General features: G+C 67.9%; 13 protein-coding genes. 7 read left to right on the top strand and 6 right to left on the bottom strand.

Going from position 1 to position 15883, the window contains the following annotated elements; genetic code table 11:
• Positions 1 to 204 precede the first annotated feature (204 nt).
• Positions 205 to 4143 carry a type VII secretion protein EccCa gene (gene eccCa / locus EJ357_RS33820; RefSeq protein WP_126395493.1) on the top strand — a complete coding sequence of 1313 codons (3939 nt, stop codon included), beginning with the start codon at positions 205 to 207 and terminating at the stop codon, positions 4141 to 4143.
• Positions 4144 to 4229: 86 nt separating this feature from the next.
• On the opposite strand, the gene EJ357_RS33815 is transcribed toward eccCa, so the two are convergent.
• The 6 genes from EJ357_RS33815 to EJ357_RS33790 form a co-directional block, all read right to left on the bottom strand.
• Positions 4230 to 4829, bottom strand: a complete 600-nt coding sequence (locus EJ357_RS33815) for a hypothetical protein (protein WP_126395492.1) — start codon at positions 4827 to 4829, stop codon at positions 4230 to 4232.
• Between the two features lie 63 nt (positions 4830 to 4892).
• Complete coding sequence (locus EJ357_RS33810) at positions 4893 to 5798, bottom strand: hypothetical protein (RefSeq protein ID WP_126395491.1); 906 nt, start codon at positions 5796 to 5798, stop codon at positions 4893 to 4895.
• Positions 5799 to 5826: 28 nt separating this feature from the next.
• The gene (locus tag EJ357_RS33805) at positions 5827 to 6924 is read right to left on the bottom strand and encodes a hypothetical protein (RefSeq protein WP_126400386.1); all 1098 of its coding nucleotides are present in this window, start codon (positions 6922 to 6924) and stop codon (positions 5827 to 5829) included.
• Positions 6925 to 6929: 5 nt separating this feature from the next.
• The gene (locus EJ357_RS33800; RefSeq protein ID WP_126395490.1) at positions 6930 to 8174 is read right to left on the bottom strand and encodes a WXG100 family type VII secretion target; all 1245 of its coding nucleotides are present in this window, start codon (positions 8172 to 8174) and stop codon (positions 6930 to 6932) included.
• Between the two features lie 56 nt (positions 8175 to 8230).
• Complete coding sequence (locus tag EJ357_RS33795) at positions 8231 to 8518, bottom strand: WXG100 family type VII secretion target (protein WP_093911607.1); 288 nt, start codon at positions 8516 to 8518, stop codon at positions 8231 to 8233.
• A gap of 108 nt (positions 8519 to 8626) precedes the next feature.
• Positions 8627 to 9286: a hypothetical protein gene (locus tag EJ357_RS33790; RefSeq protein WP_126395489.1), complete on the bottom strand. Its 660-nt coding sequence runs from the start codon at positions 9284 to 9286 to the stop codon at positions 8627 to 8629.
• Between the two features lie 305 nt (positions 9287 to 9591).
• Here EJ357_RS33790 and EJ357_RS33785 point away from each other — a divergent pair, with 305 nt between their 5' ends.
• From EJ357_RS33785 to EJ357_RS33755, 6 genes are all read left to right on the top strand, one after another.
• The gene (locus EJ357_RS33785) at positions 9592 to 10170 is read left to right on the top strand and encodes an SUKH-4 family immunity protein (RefSeq protein WP_126395488.1); all 579 of its coding nucleotides are present in this window, start codon (positions 9592 to 9594) and stop codon (positions 10168 to 10170) included.
• Positions 10167 to 10664: an SUKH-4 family immunity protein gene (locus tag EJ357_RS33780; protein ID WP_175647614.1), complete on the top strand. Its 498-nt coding sequence runs from the start codon at positions 10167 to 10169 to the stop codon at positions 10662 to 10664. Before EJ357_RS33785 ends, EJ357_RS33780 begins: the two co-directional genes overlap by 4 nt.
• 223 nt (positions 10665 to 10887) lie before the next feature.
• Entirely contained in the window at positions 10888 to 12468 is a 1581-nt protein-coding gene (locus tag EJ357_RS33775) for a hypothetical protein (RefSeq protein WP_126395486.1), read from the top strand.
• Between the two features lie 431 nt (positions 12469 to 12899).
• Complete coding sequence (locus tag EJ357_RS33770; protein ID WP_175647613.1) at positions 12900 to 14195, top strand: outer membrane protein assembly factor BamB family protein; 1296 nt, start codon at positions 12900 to 12902, stop codon at positions 14193 to 14195.
• Between the two features lie 99 nt (positions 14196 to 14294).
• Positions 14295 to 14609 (top strand): hypothetical protein, encoded by a 315-nt coding sequence (locus tag EJ357_RS33765; RefSeq protein ID WP_126395484.1) that lies wholly within the window; start codon positions 14295 to 14297, stop codon positions 14607 to 14609.
• Positions 14610 to 15183: 574 nt separating this feature from the next.
• Positions 15184 to 15879, top strand: a complete 696-nt coding sequence (locus EJ357_RS33755; protein WP_126395483.1) for a hypothetical protein — start codon at positions 15184 to 15186, stop codon at positions 15877 to 15879.
• The last annotated feature ends 4 nt before the right edge of the window (positions 15880 to 15883 follow it).

Raw genomic sequence — 15883 nt, 5'->3', positions numbered from 1 at the left:
CGCTCCGCGCTTCGGTTGGAGCGTCACCCTACCGTCCCCACGCGGCATCTCCCCATCCCCTCCCGACTCAATGTCCCCGCAGAACAGTAGGATCAACGCCCGACTCCTGGACCCGGCTTCGACCGGCACGAGTTGGCGTACGTACGGGGGCCGTCACGACGGGGGCGGTTCAAGATTGCGATTGCGTGAAGGACTGGTGGATCGGTGAGCGTCGTCATCGTCAAGCGCCCGCCGCGGGTGTTCCCGCCGGAGGTGCCGAGTGAGGAGGTCAAGCTCGAATCCCCTCCCGAAATCCCTCGCAACGAGGACGACAGCCTGTTGATGAACCTGCTGCCGATGCTCGGCATGGGTTCGTCGGCGGCGTTCTTCTTCATGCCGGGCGCGCAGGGCTTTATGAAGATCATGGGCATGCTGATGATGGTGTCCACGGTCGCCATGCTCATCGCCCAGATCGTGCGGGCCCGGAAGGGCCCCTCCGGGCAGATGGCCGAGGGGCGGCGGGACTACCTCAAGTACCTGGCCCAGAAGCGGCGTGAGATCCGGCGCACCGCGCACAAGCAGCGCGACGCCCAGTACTACCTCCACCCCGCGCCGGAGCAGCTGTGGGCGCTGGTCGCGGAGGGATCGCGGCTGTGGGAACGGCGTTCCACGGACCAGGACTTCGCCCAGGTGCGCATCGGTCTCGGCCCGCAGCAGTTGGCGACTCCGCTGGTCGCGCCCGAGACGGCGCCGGTGGACGAGCTGGAGCCGCTGACCGCCCATGCGATGCAGCAGTTCATCGCCAGCTACGGCACGATCAACGAACTTCCGCTGGCGATCGGGCTGCGCTCCTTCTACCACGTGACGATCTCGGGCGAGGCGGAGACGGTCTACGGCCAGACCCGGGCGGTGCTCGGCCAACTGGCCTCGCTGCACTCGCCCGAGGACGTGCTGATCGCGGTCGTGGCCGCGCCGGGCGCTGCCGTCGACTGGGAGTGGACCAAGTGGCTGCCGCACATGCAGCACAAGGAGTCCGACGGTGCCGGTACGCGGCGGCTGCTGTGCTACGACCTCGGTGAGCTGGAAGAGGCGATCGCGCACCAGCTGGAGGGACGGGCCCGCTGGAGCCGGGACGGTCAGCCGGTCCTGGACCAGCCGCACGTGGTCGTCGTGCTGGACGGCGGCGGCGTACCGCCGGACTCGGTCCTCGCCTCGGCGGAGGGCTTGCAGGGCGTGACCATCCTCGAGGTGGTGCCCGGTGAACTCGACGAGCTGCGTGGCTCGCTGTCGGTTCGGGTGTACCCCGACGGCATGGAGCTCGAGGCGGGCACCGGCGTGTTCACCGGTATGCCCGACGTGCTGTCGCAGGCGCAGGCGGAGTCGCTCGCCCGGCAGTTGGCACCGCTGCGCCTCGGTGCGGCCGACGCGGACGAGCCGCTGCTCGCGAACCTGGACTTCACCGATCTGATGCAGATCGGTGACGCGGCGAGCGTGGACGTCTCGCGCACGTGGCGGCCGCGTACGCTGCATGAGCGGCTGCGTGTCCCGATCGGCCTCGGTGAGAACGGCGAGGCGGTCATGCTGGACATCAAGGAGGCCTCGCAGGAGGGCATGGGCCCGCACGGCCTGTGCGTCGGCGCCACGGGTTCCGGTAAGTCCGAGCTGCTGCGCACCCTGGTCCTCGGCCTGGCGGTGACCCACTCGTCCGAGACGCTCAACTTCGTCCTCGCGGACTTCAAGGGTGGTGCCACCTTCACCGGCATGGGATCCATGCCGCACGTCTCCGCGGTGATCACCAACCTGGCCGACGAGCTCACGCTCGTGGACCGTATGCGCGACTCCATCACCGGTGAGCTGACGCGCCGCCAGGAACTCCTGCGGCAGTCCGGCAACTACGCCAACATCACCGACTACGAGAAGGCACGCGCGGCGGGCGCCGCGCTCGACCCGCTCCCGTCGCTCGTCCTGATCATCGACGAGTTCAGCGAACTGCTCGCCGCCAAGCCCGACTTCATCGAGATGTTCATCCAGATCGGCCGGATCGGCCGTTCGCTGGGTGTGCACATGCTGCTCGCCTCGCAGCGCCTCGAAGAGGGCAAGCTGCGCGGTCTCGACACGTTCCTGTCGTACCGGATCGGTCTGCGGACCTTCTCGGCGGCGGAGTCGCGTACGGCGATCGGTGTGCCCGACGCCTACCACCTGCCGAACGTGCCCGGCGCGGGCATCCTGAAGTACGACACCGACACGATGGTGCAGTTCAAGGCCGCGTACGTGTCGGGCACCTACCGGCCGAACGGGCCGACGGTCCAGGGCGGCGGACGGATCGACCGCTCCCCGGTGCTGTTCACCGCCGCACCCGTGCCGGTGCGGATCCTCGCCGAGCCGGAGCCGGAGACCCGCAGCAACCAGGTCGACGACGCGCTCGCCGACACCGTGCTGGACGTCATCGTCAGCCGCCTGGACGGTCAGGGCCCGCCCGCCCACCAGGTGTGGCTGCCGCCGCTGGACGAGCCGTTCAGCCTCGACCAGATCCTGCCGGTGCTGGGCATCAGCGCGGAGCGCGGTCTGCACGCCGAGGGCTACCACGCCCAGAGCAAGCTCGTCGTCCCGGTCGGCCTGGTCGACAAGCCCTTCGAGCAGCGCCGTGACGTGATGTACGCGGATCTGTCCGGGTCCGCCGGTCACGCGCTGATCGTCGGTGGTCCGCAGTCCGGCAAGTCGACGCTCGTGCGCACGATGATCACGTCGTTCGCGCTCACGCACACGCCCACCGAAGTGCAGTTCTACGCCCTCGACTTCGGCGGCGGCGGCATGCTCGCCCTGGAGAACCTGGCGCACATGGGCGGCGCGGCCTCCCGTCTGGACCAGGAGAAGGTCCGGCGTACGGTGGCGGAGGTGCACGGCATCCTCAACGCCCGTGAGGAGTTCTTCCGCTCCAAGAGCATCGACTCGATGGCGACGTTCCGTAACCGCCGTGCGCAGGGGCACTACCCCGACCAGCAGTGGGGCGACGTCTTCCTCATCATCGACGGCTGGGGGACGTTCAAGAACGACTACGAGATGCTCGACCCGGTCATCGCGGACATCGCGACCCGCGGTCTCGGTTTCGGTGTCCACCTGATCATCACCGCGACCCGGTACACCGAGATGCGGCCGGCGCTGCGCGACCAGATCCTGAGCCGTCTCGAGCTGCGTCTCGGTGACGCGATGGAGTCGGAGTTCGACCGCAAGCGGGCCGAGAACGTGCCGATGGGCAAGCCCGGTCGTGGTCTGTCCCCGGACAAGCTGGACTACCTCGCCGCCACGCCCCGTATCGACGGGTCGACCGCGGTGGAGGACCTCGCCGACGGCATGGCGAACCTCGTGCAGAACGTCAACAACGCCTGGCAGGGCCCGACGGCGCCCAAGGTGCGGATGCTGCCGACGATGCTGCACGCCTCCGAGCTGCCCGGCGGCGGCGACTTCGGCAGCCGCGGTATCGCGATCGGCGTCGACGAGCTCACGCTGTCCCCGGTCTTCGTGGACTTCGAGACCGACCCGCTGTTCGTCATCTACGGCGAGAGCGAGTCCGGCAAGTCCTCGCTGCTGCGGTTCATCGCCAAGCAGGTGTCCGAGCGGTACGCGACCGACAAGGCGCTGTTCGTGGTGTCGGACTTCCGGCGCGCGCTGCTCGGCCAGGTGCCCGAGAGCCACATGTACAAGTACTGCGCCTCGGGTCCGCAGCTGCAGGAGGTCATGGAGTCGCTGGCCGGCTCGATGAGCCGCCGTATGCCGGGGCCGGACGTGACGCCGGACCAGCTGCGCAACCGCAGCTGGTACAACGAGCCGGACGCGTTCATCTTCATCGACGACTACGACCTGGTCGCCACGTCGATGGGCAACCCGATGTCGGTGCTCATGGAGTACCTGCCGTTCGCGCGTGACCTCGGTCTGCGCATCATCCTGGCCCGCACCACCTCGGGTGCCTCGCGGTCGTCCTTCGAGCCGGTCCTCACCCGGATCAAGGAGCTCGGCGCGCAGGGCATCGTGCTCGCCGGTGATCCGTCGGAGGGGCCGGTGTTCAACAACATCAAGGCCGCGCCGATGCCGCCGGGACGTGGTCAGTTCATCTCGCGCCGGACGAGCGGGCAGCTTGTTCAGACGGGGTATCTGCCGGAGAGCTGAGTCTGCTCCGGTTGAGGGGGTGGTCCGGGTTTCCGGGCCACCCCCTCTGCGTTCCCTGCGTTCCGGCCGCCGAACGAAACTCTGACTCAGCCGGACGAGTCGTGCAGGACCGCCTGGGCGTAGGCCAAGCGCGGATCCAGGCGCTTCACGCGGACCTTGTACTTGTCCGTCGTGCCATAGAACTTCAGGGCCGCGCGCCCCAGTTCGAGGCTGTCCTTGGTCCGCCACACAGTGCGCGTGGGCAGAAACCAGTCGGGCCCGCCGTACCCGCCGAGGAAGCCGAGCACGTTGTAGATCGCCAACAGCGGGCAGAGCACGACGTAGACGCCCCACGAGGTGACGGTTCCGCTGCGGCCGACCAGTCTCGTGCCGTCCGGCAGGCCCATCTCGTACGACCGCCGCCAACGTTGGGTTCGGGCGGGCGGCCGCAGCACACCCAACTCCGCTCCGTCGGGCGCCAGCACGACCAGGATGCCGTCCGAACCGGCCTCCGTCGCCCGCGGGGCCACAGAACACAACGGCTTGAGACCGGCAAGGTCTTCATAAAGGGTGAATCCAGCGCGCAGGTCGTCCGGCGCGAATTCGTTCGGAAGTCCTCGTCCGACCAGGACAGGGTTTTCGCCGCTGACCTTGATGATGTGCCGAAGACCGTAGGCCGCATTTTCCCTCTCGTCCGCTGAGGGCACATGCACCTTGAACGCGGTAACACTCACAGTCCTGCCTCTGCTTGACTCGTCGCTTCACACCGCTCAAATGCGGGAGTCGAAAAGCTTGCGGAGCTGAGGGGAGAGTTCTGGGACGACGGCACCAGCCGCCTGAGCGCTGGTCAGTTGGTCGAGATACCGTCGCGCCTCCACGGCCAGCTCCCGCTGCCGCTTGCCGAGCCTGTACCCGGCCAGCCAGGTCCAGATGCCGAGGCCGACCAGCAGCACGGCGGCGAACGCGGCCGGCACGTCCTTGACCACGGCGTAGCCCACCCCGGCTGCTCCGGCGCCGACGAGGATCCAGCCGCCCTCGTCGTGCCAGCCGCCCTGCTCCGCGATCCGCTCGTACTCCGCGACCGCCGTGGGCTTGGACGGCAACGGCGCGGCGCCCCCGGCTCCGACCGGGGACCGCGGCCGGCCGGGGGCGGTGCTGCCAACCGGCGGCGCGGTGAACGGCGGCGCGGTGAACGGCGGCAGCGGGGCCGCCTCAGCTCCCCCACCCCCACGCCCGGTCAGCCAGGCGGGGACGAAGGCCACGGGCGCGCCGTGCGCGAGCGCCGCAGCGAGGACATGGCGGTAGCCCTCGAGGAAGGGGTGACGCAACTTCCGCGTCCCCTGCCGGTAGACACGGACGAAGGCGACGACCGCCAGCAACAGCAGGGCGGCACCGGGTGTGACGGCGAGCCCGACGTTCTCCGGCTTGCTGAGACCGCCCCACAGCAGCCAGGCCAGCCCGACGGTGCCGGCGAGCGAGGCGGTCCACACCAGTCCGCCACGTGCGGTGCGGCGCAGGGACGCCTCGTGCTCGGCCAGCTGACGTCTGACCGCCTCGTCGTCGAAGTAGTCGTAGCCGTAGGTCCTGCCGAACTCCCGTACGGCGTTGCCCAGCCGGGAGTCGGCGGTCAGCGCACGTGCGCTGACCGGCAGGGGATCACTGCCGTTGTTGCCCATGTGGTGGCCGCCTCCTCCGGCCGGGGTCCTACCCGAAAACGGAGTCGCCCGGGCTACTCACCGTTCGCGTGCAGGGAGCGACGACCTCGATGACGAGCCGTCGTCGGCCGACGACCAGGGTGGCGTCGACTTGGTGCCCGGAGCCGCCGTGCGCGGCCAGGGACACGCTCTGGCCCGGTGTGCCCGAGAGCTTGAGCCAGCCTTGGCTCTGGAAGGCCTCGCCGAGGCGATCGACGGCGGCGGCCAGCAGCGCGTCGTCGACGTCGTCCACCTGCCAGTGGTGGCGTGCCGTACACGCCGACCGCAGGCCCTTGGTCCAGCAGTCGGGGCAGGTGATCGCGGAGACCTGGTTCCCCTGGTCCATGCGACCGAGGACGGACAGGGCGTCCAGGACCCGGCTCGAGTACCGGTACAGCTCCTGCACGACCTCGGGGGTAGGAGCGATGGCTTCGGGCGGCCGCGTCTCGGCGAGCGAGGCCGCCATGCGGACCTCCTCGTCGGTGGACCAGTCGAGGCTCCGTACGGTCTGCGCGAAGAGCTCCGAGTAGTAGTCCCAGTCCTCCATGGAGGGGGTGCTGAGCTCGAAGGTCAGCAGCTCGAAGTTGTTCGGCAACGGGACGAAGGCTTGGATCTGGCCTCGGGAAACCTCGATCGGCTCCCCGGACGGTGAGACTTCCGGGGACAGGACGAAGGGGGCCTCCCCGATTCTCACCACGGCCTTGCCGGAGGCCAGCTCAACGATCCGTATGTCGTCGTCCGGGTGTGCCTGTGCGAGGCCGGTGGACAGATCGCTCAGCATGTCCTCGGCAGTGGTGTCCGGTATCTGTGTCCGGTACACGGAGATAGTCGCCGTACTGGGCCGCCCATCCATGTCGATGGCGCCGATGCCCGCGTACACGGCCCCGGCATCGACCAGTTGCTCCAGGATGTGCGCATAGATCACGTACATCCTCATCTGCTCGTACTCGCTGGCGTGCCCGAGGAAGGTCTGCACCAGGTCGAACAGGCGTTGCGCTGCCTCGTCGGTGTCCTCCGTGTCCACGGGAAGCTCGTGGAAGAACGGGGGGACGAACCAGCCAACGTGGTAGCCGGCGTTGACCGGCTCGTCGGTCGCCATTTCGGTCATCTCGGTCACGCCGCCAGGGACTGGTGGAACTTATCGGGGCTGGCCGGATACGGCATGGTGGTGACGGGCGGGGTACCAGGGGCCGGCATGGTCCTGACCGGCTGTTCGATCTTGCTGAAGTGGCCTTCGCCTCCCCCGCCGAAGAGTTCCTTGCCGACGCCGATTCCCGTGGCAAGGCTCTTGGTCCCGAGCGAGACGAGATCGGGCGGCAACGGCTTTCCACCGAACAACTTGATCCCGCCGTTGATCAGCTTGGTGCTGAGCGGATTCTTGATGCCATCCATCAGCCCGTGCGCGGCGCGTGCCATACGGGAGCTCTGGCCGAACACCGTCGCCAGGGCTTTGGGAGCCTTCGCCGCGGCCCAGAGCGCCTTTCCTCCCGGGATGAGGCCGAGCGCATCGAGTCCGATCTTCAGGGGCGAGGCACCGCCCATGATGTGGCCGGCCATGGCCGCGCCGGCGAAGGCCACCGATCCCGCACCGAGGATCGCCGAAGCTGCCTGGCCGAAGACCGGGACGACGTTGACGACGAGCGCGGCGGCGGCGAGTGCGCTGGAGATGGTGGAGAACAGGTCCGCGTTGTCGATCAGGAAGTTCTTGAAGCCGTCCCAGGCGCCCTTCAGGCCATCCGTGATCTTGTCCCAGATGCTGATGTCCGGCGGCCGGTTCTTCGAAGCCTCGCGGATGGCCTTCTCGGCCTTCTCCGCCTGCTCCTCCCAGTTCTTGCGGAGCTCCTCGCCCTTCTTGATGAGCGACTGCAGATCGGCCGCGGCCTCCTTGGCCGCCGCCGAGGCGGAGTCGGCCTCCTCCGAGAGGGACTTGGCCTCCTGCTCGGTGAGCTGGCGGAACATCGCCCCTTCGATCTTGACGTTGACCCGGTCGACCGCTTCGTTCTTCTGGTCGAGCCGCTTGCGGGCATCGAGCGCCTGTTCCTCGAGGCTCTTGGCCCGCTGCTGCATGGTCTGGAGCTCGTCGTGCCAGCTGCGGAGCGCCCTGGAGCAGGCGTTCATCGACTCGTGGCCCTGCTTCAGGTACTTGGGCAGCTCGCCGACCTTGTCCTGGAACTTCTTGGCGGCGTCACCGTCCCAGACCCCGTCCGTCTTACCGATGCTCAGGAGCATCTCGCGCATCTCGTCGAGCTCGTCGCCGACCGTCTTGACGTCGTACGCCAGCGACTCGATCGTGTGCAAATCGCCCTTGGCCGGGTTGAACGTCAGACCGGGCCAGTTGGGATCGTCGAACATTCCCATCGTCTTCTCCCCGTTGTGTGCGAGTTGTGCAGGTTTTCGGATCAGCGGGGCCGGAACTACGCCTGGCTGAAGCCCTTCTGCAGCTCCTTGTCGGTCGACTCGTACGACTCGACCGTCTTCTTGAGCCCCTCATGCAGCTGCTTGGCGCCGTCGGCGATCCGCTTGATGCCGTCGCCCCAGTCGTCCTGGAAGTCGTCACAGGCGTTGTCGAGACCGTCCGTACCCAGTCCCTTGGGACCCACCTTGTTGAGCCGCTCCTGGGCGCCGCGCATGCGGTCGTCCACCTGGTCCAACCTGTTGATCAGGGTCTTCATACGATCGACATCGATCTGGAAGTCCGCCATCCCCGTGTCTCCCCGTAGTTGTGATCAAGTGACCGCCGCACAGATTATCGGAGCCAACCTCCGTGATACACGGAGAGGTTCGCTGTCGCCAACATGGCATGGTGCCCCTCAGATGCCGTCCCACATGTGCAGCACGGCCTGTGCGTAGGCGAGCCGGAGGTCCAGCCGCTGCGACTCGATGTGAAAGACGCTGCCACCCCGGTAGTCGACGACCGCGCCGGAGCCACCGGACGGATGCCACACGGCACGGCTCGGGGGCTCCAGTTCCCAGGCCGATTCCTTCTTCGCCTCCTCCTTGTCCCCGACCAGCAGCAGAAGCAGCCCCTGGGCGGCCGAGACCACCCAGAAGACCAAGTAGAGCGGGAACCCGAGGAGCGACCAGGCCACCCAGCCCCCCGCGCTTCCCCGCTTCGCGGTCAAGGGCTCGGCCCTGGTTGCCGGCTGGAGAGTCCACTGCACTCGACGCGGCCAGGGCAGCACACGTCCGCCGCGCCGAGTGATCCGCCCGATGACCGTGCCGTCGCCACCGTGAACGTCGTAAGCGCCTTCACCGACGGCCCGGACGGAGCAGAGCACCTCACCCTGCAGGCCGCTGATGTGGAACGGCGGCCGTGCCGTGCGCCCTCCCTTCGGGGCGTCCGGCGGCACATGGACGTACGCGATCGCGTTGCCCTTCGTCGCCGGGTCCACCGAACGGATGGTGACGGTCGGCTCCCCGGCCGGGACCCGGTCGTACCTGCTCAGCCTGTAGTTCTGGATCTCGATCATGGTCAGTGGCATGGGGTTCGGATTCGGATACGGCGTTGAAGCCGGGGCCTGCCCGTACTGTCCCGGCGCCTGCGGCTGCCCCGGCGGCTGTCCTTCCGAAGCCCGTCCCTGGCCCTGGCTGCTGTAATTCATGGCCGCCCAACTGTCGTTGCCGTGTGACGATGACGATGACGAGACTCAGGATCGCAGAGGTGGGTCGGGCATGTCGTGGGGCGGGTGGTGGCCGAGCGATTCGCTGACCGCTCCTCCACAGGACGGCCACACCACCACGCCGAACTCGACGTACGAGGTGTCCGGACCACACCATGTCAACGCCCATTGACCGAAAGACCCTGGAGTCGGCATTCAGCCCGGACGAGCTCACGACGTTCTCAGCGGCGGCAGTGGCAGGCATCCGGCACCAGCCGAGTTCGCGCTTCCTGCGCCACGTCGGCATTCCGTCCCGCCCCAATCCCTGGTTCGACCTCGTGGACGGGAGTGCAGAGCAGGCGAGGACACTCGGTGACTGCTACGACGATCTGCGCGAGCGGTGGACGAACCTGCCCGAAAGCGCCGAGAGTTGGCTTCTTCTCGGCGTGATTCCCTACGATGACATCGCCCTCGACGGGGTCACAGGGGTCGTCCACTGCCTTCCGGGTGACGAGTCCGAGATCTATCCGCTGAACAAGGACCTCGACTCGTTCGCTCACTTTCTCCACCTGCTGGAGAAGGAGCGTCCGAACTACGACTTCGAGTTCGAGTCGGAACAGGAGACGCTCGACCCGGAGGGAGCGGCGCGGCGTCTGGCCGACGAGATGCGGGAGATCGATCCGGAAGCGCTGGCAGTGAGTCATTCCCGCTGGCACGGAATTCTCGAGTATGTGGCCTGTCCCGAGATTCGGTGAGCAGGCAGAATGATCGCTCCGGTCACCGCCGAAATCCTTCGCAGCGTCCTCCCGGCGGACCAGATTTCACGCACGCCGCTGGACCGGCAGGTCCGCTGCCTCGCCACACCGACTCCCGCACGTTCCTGGCCCACATCGGGATCCCGAGAGCCGAAGGCGTGCTGTTCGAGATCAGGGGCGACCTCGCCGACGGCCTGACGCCGCTGCTGTCCCATCGGCCGACGGCGGGTTTCTCGACGTACCAAGGAGCGCCGGCGGACTTCACCGACTGGGTTCAACTCGGCAAGGCCGTTTACAGCGACATCGCACTCGACGGCGCATCCGGCATCGTCTACGGCATGTGGCCCCTGGAGAAGCGGCGGACCCGCTTCCCTTCGCAGGCCCCTCCGAAGGGGCAGCGGCGCCGCACCTGTGAAGACCGGCCCCACAACATCTTCACGAGCTTTATCACATGGATAGGGAACCGTCCCGGCCTGCAACTGACCTGCTTGTAGGGTGTCATGAGCATTAACGGGGATGCTGAGGCATGAGCGGCGAGTCATCGCCCGTGCGAACACACTGAAGTTGGTCACGCTGAGCTGATCAGGCTCAGCCGAGGGGGTTGAGCGTTCAGGCAGCGCTCCATTTCTCTGTGGGCTTCGCGGCCACGAGCTCTCCGATGCATGCGCGGCACTTCCCGGTCCCGCGCACCATCGAGATTCAGGGGAGAGGGAGTTCATGTCGTACCCTCCGCCGCCCACAGGCCCGGGCGGCGCGTATCCGCAGGGGCAGGGAGGGTGGGCGCCGGCGCCACAGCACGGTGGCGCGCCGTACCCGCCCCAAGCCGCGCCGGGACCTGTCGGCTACCCGCCGCAGTATCCGCCCGGCACGCCTCCGAGCTGGCCTGGGGCGGCGCCCCACACGCCGTACCCGCAACAGCAGCCCCCGGGTGGAGGCGGCGGCGGTGATCAGGGCAAGGGTCTGAAGAAGGCCGTCATCGGCGTTGTCGTCCTGGCCGTGCTGGCGGTCCTGGGTGTCGGCGGGCTCGCCGTGTACAAGGCCGTCGGCGGCGGCTCGCTGCCCTCCGCGGGCGGCGACACGCAGAGCGAGCAGTTGCTCAGCCCCGAGGACATCGAGGAGTTGCTCGACGGCCGTAGCCAGGCGTTGAAGAGCGGTGACGAGGACGCCTATCTCGCCCCCTTCACCGGCAAGGCCAAGGACAAGCAGCAGAACCTCTTCCGGAATCTGCGCAAAATACCCTTCGCGCAGGCCGAGTACTCCATCCTCAACCAAAGCGGCAACACCACCGACGAATACGGCGACGGGGCGACGGTCGCTCTCGATGTCGCCTTCGTCCACAAGATCCAGAACGTGGACGTCCGGCCGGTGTCCGAGTGGTACCGCTGGATCATCAAGCGGGAATCGAAGGACGCCGAGCCGCAGATCACCCGAGTGGGGCCCGCGACCGACGCCTACGGCTCCGCGAGCTACGTGTACAACTCGGCGCCCTGGGACCTCTATGAGGACATGCACGTCGTGAAGCAGGACCACACGCTCACGATCTCGGACAAGAAGTACGCCGCGGACACGGACCGTTTCGCGCCGTACATCGAGAAGGCCGCGAAGGACGACATCGAGCTGTGGAAGGCGAAGGGGCCCGCGGGAACCGAGACTCCCACAGGATTCGTGGCAGTTCTCGAGCGCGACCGCAAGACCTATTCCTCCCTGTACGGCTCGGAATCCGTCTCGTGGGAAGCCGGCCAGAGCGTGGCGATGCCCGCCTTCGACGCCAATTCCAGTGGCGACGAGAAGGACCTGGAGTACGGCGGCGCCCGAGTGAAGATGGACATGTCCGGGAAGCGCTTCACCAACGCGACGTACTGGCCGAAGCTCGTTCAGGAGATCTCCCACCACGAGTTCGCGCACGCCATCGTCCAGCCGCTCGAGGGTGCTTCCGGCTTCGACTCCGAGACCTACACGAACTGGTGGGTCGTGGAGGGTTTCGCCGATTACATGGCGTTCCGTTTCGACCGCGAGCTCGGCGAATGGAGCATCCGGAACGACGTCACCGGTAAGGCGTTCGGGGGCTCGCTGCCCAATGAAGCCGGGTTCGACGACGAGGTCTCCACGAATTACACGCTCAGCTACATGGCCATCCGGTTCATCGCCGAAAAGGGCGGCGAGGCCGCTGCGTTGAAGTTCGTCACCGACCACTACGACAACCCTGACCAGCTCGACCAGCAGCTGCGCGAGGCCACGGGCATGGGCAAGAGCGAGTTCGAGGCCGCCTGGGCCCGTTACGTGAGGAGCAACAGCTGATGTCCACAGACGGTATGCAGGGAGCCGGCGGCGGGTACGGCCAGCAGCCTCCACCGCCCGTACCCCCGCCGGGATACGGCTACCCCCAGCAGCCTCCGGCGCCGCCGCAGAGCCCGCCTCAGGGCCCGCCGCAGAGCCCGCCACAGCCTCCGCAGCCTCCTCAGCAATACGGGTACGGTGCGCCGCAGCAGGCCCCGCAGCCTGGGCCGCCGCAGGCACCCCCGCCCGGGTACGGCTATCCCCAACAGCCGCCGCAGGGTTACGGCCATCCCCAACAGCCCCCGCAGGGGTACGGACACCCGCAGCAACCTCAGCAGGGCCCCGGCTACCCCCAGCAGCCCCCGCAGGGGTACGGCTACGGCGCACCCGGGGGTCCTGCAGGCCCCGTCGGCCCGCCTCACCATGGGAACGCGCGCAAGAAGCCGGTCGGGATGATCGTGCTGCTCGTCATGGCCGTACTCGTCCTGAGCGGGGCCGGTTACGGGGCCTGGTACATGTTCGTCGGCTCGGCCAGCAACAACGTGCTGTGGAGTGTTGCCGCCCCCAAGCCTGCGGGAAATTCCGTCGGCTCGAACATCGACGGCAACCGGGGCACCTGGTTTACCGACAAGGCGGTGGTCCAGGTCCTGACCGGCGGTGTGAAGGCGTACGACCTCGATACCGGGAAGCAGCTGTGGGCCACGTCCCTCCCCGGCGGCAGCAACCATTCGTGCATCGCGCCCGAGTACTCCTCGGGCGACATCGGCGTCGTCACCCATGGTGAGGGCAAGGCCTGCGACCACGTCGTGGCATACGACCTCAACACCGGCAAGGAGCTCTGGGACAAGAAGATCAGCCTGGGTGACTCCTCGGACGGTGCGTCGGTCGCTCGTGCCGGCGATGTCGTCCTCATCAATGGCGGAAACACGGCGCTTGCCCTGAAGGCGGCCGACGGCACCCCGGCCTGGAACCCGAAGCGGTTCGCGACGGCTGACTGCCCCAGCGGCGGCTTCAGCGGTGGCGAGGCGCTGCTCAGGGTCCGTCACTGCCAGATCAACGACCCCGACGACCCCGACTGGGGCGATGGATGGGACGAGGTCTCGCTGGTCGACCCGGCCACCGGTAAGCCCCGCTGGACCTACCGTCACGAGATTCCCGAAGACAGCTTCGGCGAGCTCTCCAGCGGCAACGTCCTTTCGACCTCTCCCATCGTCATGATCCGGGAAGGCGACAACGGAGAAGCGCTCTTCTCCCTCGACGACAAGACAGGGAAGGTACGCAGCGAGTTCTCCCCCGCCAAGCCCGCCGAATACCTCCAGACTCACGGCTCGGACGGCGGTCGCTGGCCGGAGGCCGGCGTCTTCGGTGACACGTTCGTGATGGGCGTGTCCGAGGGGAACAGCAAGGGCCTCATGGTCGCGTACGACCTCGACAGCGGTAAGCAGCTGTGGAAAACGGAGTCGGTCCAGTTCAAGGAGTACTACCCGCTGCCGGCGGCCGGAAGCGATCGCATCCTGGCCTACGTGACCAACAATGACAACGACAAGGGGGCCGAGCTCGTCGAGTTCGGTGCCGAGGACGGTGCGATGAACACCGTCGTCGAGTACCCGGAGAAGGTCGACAAGGGCATGTCCATCTCCGCCATGCCCTTCTGGAACAAGGACCGGCTCTATGTGTCCGAGGCGAAGCCGAGCGTGCTCGCCGGGGAACAGGCGTACACGCTGGTCGCCCTTCCGACAACCGACTGACGTCGGCGCGGACGGCACCGGGTGCCCGACTCCCACGAGGATCGGGCACCCGGCCGTATGACGACCCCGACTACTCGCGCCAAGGAGACCGCCGGCCTCATGCCGCCCGACACTCCCACCCCACCGACAACCCCCGAGCAGGCCCTCGCCATCGTCCGCAGCCGCTACGCACAACCCGAGCTGCCGGACGGCACCCCCGCTCCCCTGCACGTCCACGAGTTCGACATCGGCTACCTGGTGTACGCGACGTTCCCACCCGCCACCGGTGCCTCGGCCCCGACCCGGCCCGCAGCACCGGCCGCACCGGGCGGCAGCAAGATCATCGTCGCCAAGGACACCGGCGAGACGGTCGCCGTCCCCAACTACCCGGTGGAGACAGCCATAGCTCTCTACCGCAGACAAGCCCGTCAATAAGATCGTTATAGGAGCTCCACGGGACCCCACGCACCTTGCGTCTGCGAAGGTCATAAGGTGTCGGGAGACTCACGGGGGCGCCGAAAGGTGTGCGAGTGGCTCGAGTCGAGCCTCGCGGTGACCTGGGTACGGGTCGGTGGAGATGCGGGCTCCTGTCGTGTGAGCCCGGACCACGCATCGTGCTCCCTCGCAGAAGGACGTGTGAGAGGGAACCATGTCTTACCCCACGCCGCCCAGCGGCGGTAATCCGTATGGGCAACCGCCACCGCAAAGTGGTTGGCAACCGCAAGGACAGGGAGCGGCACCGGTACCGCCGCCCATGCCGGCGGCGCCCCCAGGGCCTCCGCCGGCTGCAGGGCACCCCCCGGCTGCCGCTCCGGCTCAGCCGGGTCCGTCTCCGTACGGTGGATACGCCGCCCCGCCCGCGCATCACCCCGCCCCCGGCGGTCCCGTCCCCGGAGGGCCTGTCCCCGGCGGCCCTGTTCCGGGGTACGCCGTCCCCGGCGGCCCCGTGCCCGGGGCGCCGGTACCTCCCTCGGGTGGCGGACGGACCGGCCGTAAGGCGTTCGGCATCGTGCTGACCGTCTTCGGCGTGCTCGGCATGCTCGGCGGCGGAGCGCTGGTGGCGCACGCGTACAGCAACGCGCAGCAGGTGATACCCAACCAGGCCTACGACGCGGTGGTGTGGCGCAACGAAACCACCGACAATCTCTTCCCGGAGACCATCGGCAACCCGCCCAACTACACGTACGAGGCGTCGGACAAGAAGATCGCCCAGTGGAACCGGATGGGCATCTCCGAGGACACCTCGTGCTCCAAGGGCCTCAGCGGAGAGACCAAGGAGAAGGCGCTGGAGCTCGGCTGCGAGGCCGTGCTGCGCGCCACCTATGTCGATCTCACCGGTGAGATGGTCGCCACGGTCGCGATCGTCGTGATGCCCAAGGACAGCGAAGCCGGGTCGGAACTGGGCCAGTACCTCGAGGATCAGTCGGGGGAGGACGTCCCCGACGCCGCGGTGGTTCCGCTGCAGGTTCCCGGAACGCTCGCGGCCAAGTGGCAGGACAGCAGGCGCAACGGCATGGGCGGGGACCCCCTCGGAACGTACGCCGTCGCTGTCACGACCGGTGCGGTCGACGGACGCAATCCGGCCACCCTGCCCGGCGACTTTGGCGAGGGCATCGGGACGGTCGAGGACCGAAAGCCGTGGATGGACGAGGCCGACGCCCTCGCCCGCACCTTCGGCAGCCACATCATGAACCTGGCGAGGTGAACCC

Source organism: Streptomyces cyaneochromogenes (assembly GCF_003963535.1).
In the GTDB taxonomy this organism is placed as follows: domain Bacteria; phylum Actinomycetota; class Actinomycetes; order Streptomycetales; family Streptomycetaceae; genus Streptomyces; species Streptomyces shaanxiensis.
Note: the sequence above shows the minus strand (reverse complement) of the source record. Positions and strands in the feature narration are given on the sequence as shown.

Bases quoted from the DNA above. Each gene is read 5' to 3' on its own strand.
- EJ357_RS33810 (WP_126395491.1), bottom strand. From the start codon at position 5,798: ATGGGCAACAACGGCAGTGATCCCCTGCCGGTCAGCGCACGTGCGCTG.
- EJ357_RS33805 (WP_126400386.1), bottom strand. From the start codon at position 6,924: ATGACCGAAATGGCGACCGACGAGCCGGTCAACGCCGGCTACCACGTT.
- EJ357_RS33800 (WP_126395490.1), bottom strand. From the start codon at position 8,174: ATGGGAATGTTCGACGATCCCAACTGGCCCGGTCTGACGTTCAACCCG.
- EJ357_RS33795 (WP_093911607.1), bottom strand. From the start codon at position 8,518: ATGGCGGACTTCCAGATCGATGTCGATCGTATGAAGACCCTGATCAAC.
- EJ357_RS33790 (WP_126395489.1), bottom strand. From the start codon at position 9,286: ATGATCGAGATCCAGAACTACAGGCTGAGCAGGTACGACCGGGTCCCG.
- EJ357_RS33785 (WP_126395488.1), top strand. From the start codon at position 9,592: ATGTCAACGCCCATTGACCGAAAGACCCTGGAGTCGGCATTCAGCCCG.
- EJ357_RS33775 (WP_126395486.1), top strand. From the start codon at position 10,888: ATGTCGTACCCTCCGCCGCCCACAGGCCCGGGCGGCGCGTATCCGCAG.
- EJ357_RS33770 (WP_175647613.1), top strand. From the start codon at position 12,900: ATGATCGTGCTGCTCGTCATGGCCGTACTCGTCCTGAGCGGGGCCGGT.
- EJ357_RS33765 (WP_126395484.1), top strand. From the start codon at position 14,295: ATGCCGCCCGACACTCCCACCCCACCGACAACCCCCGAGCAGGCCCTC.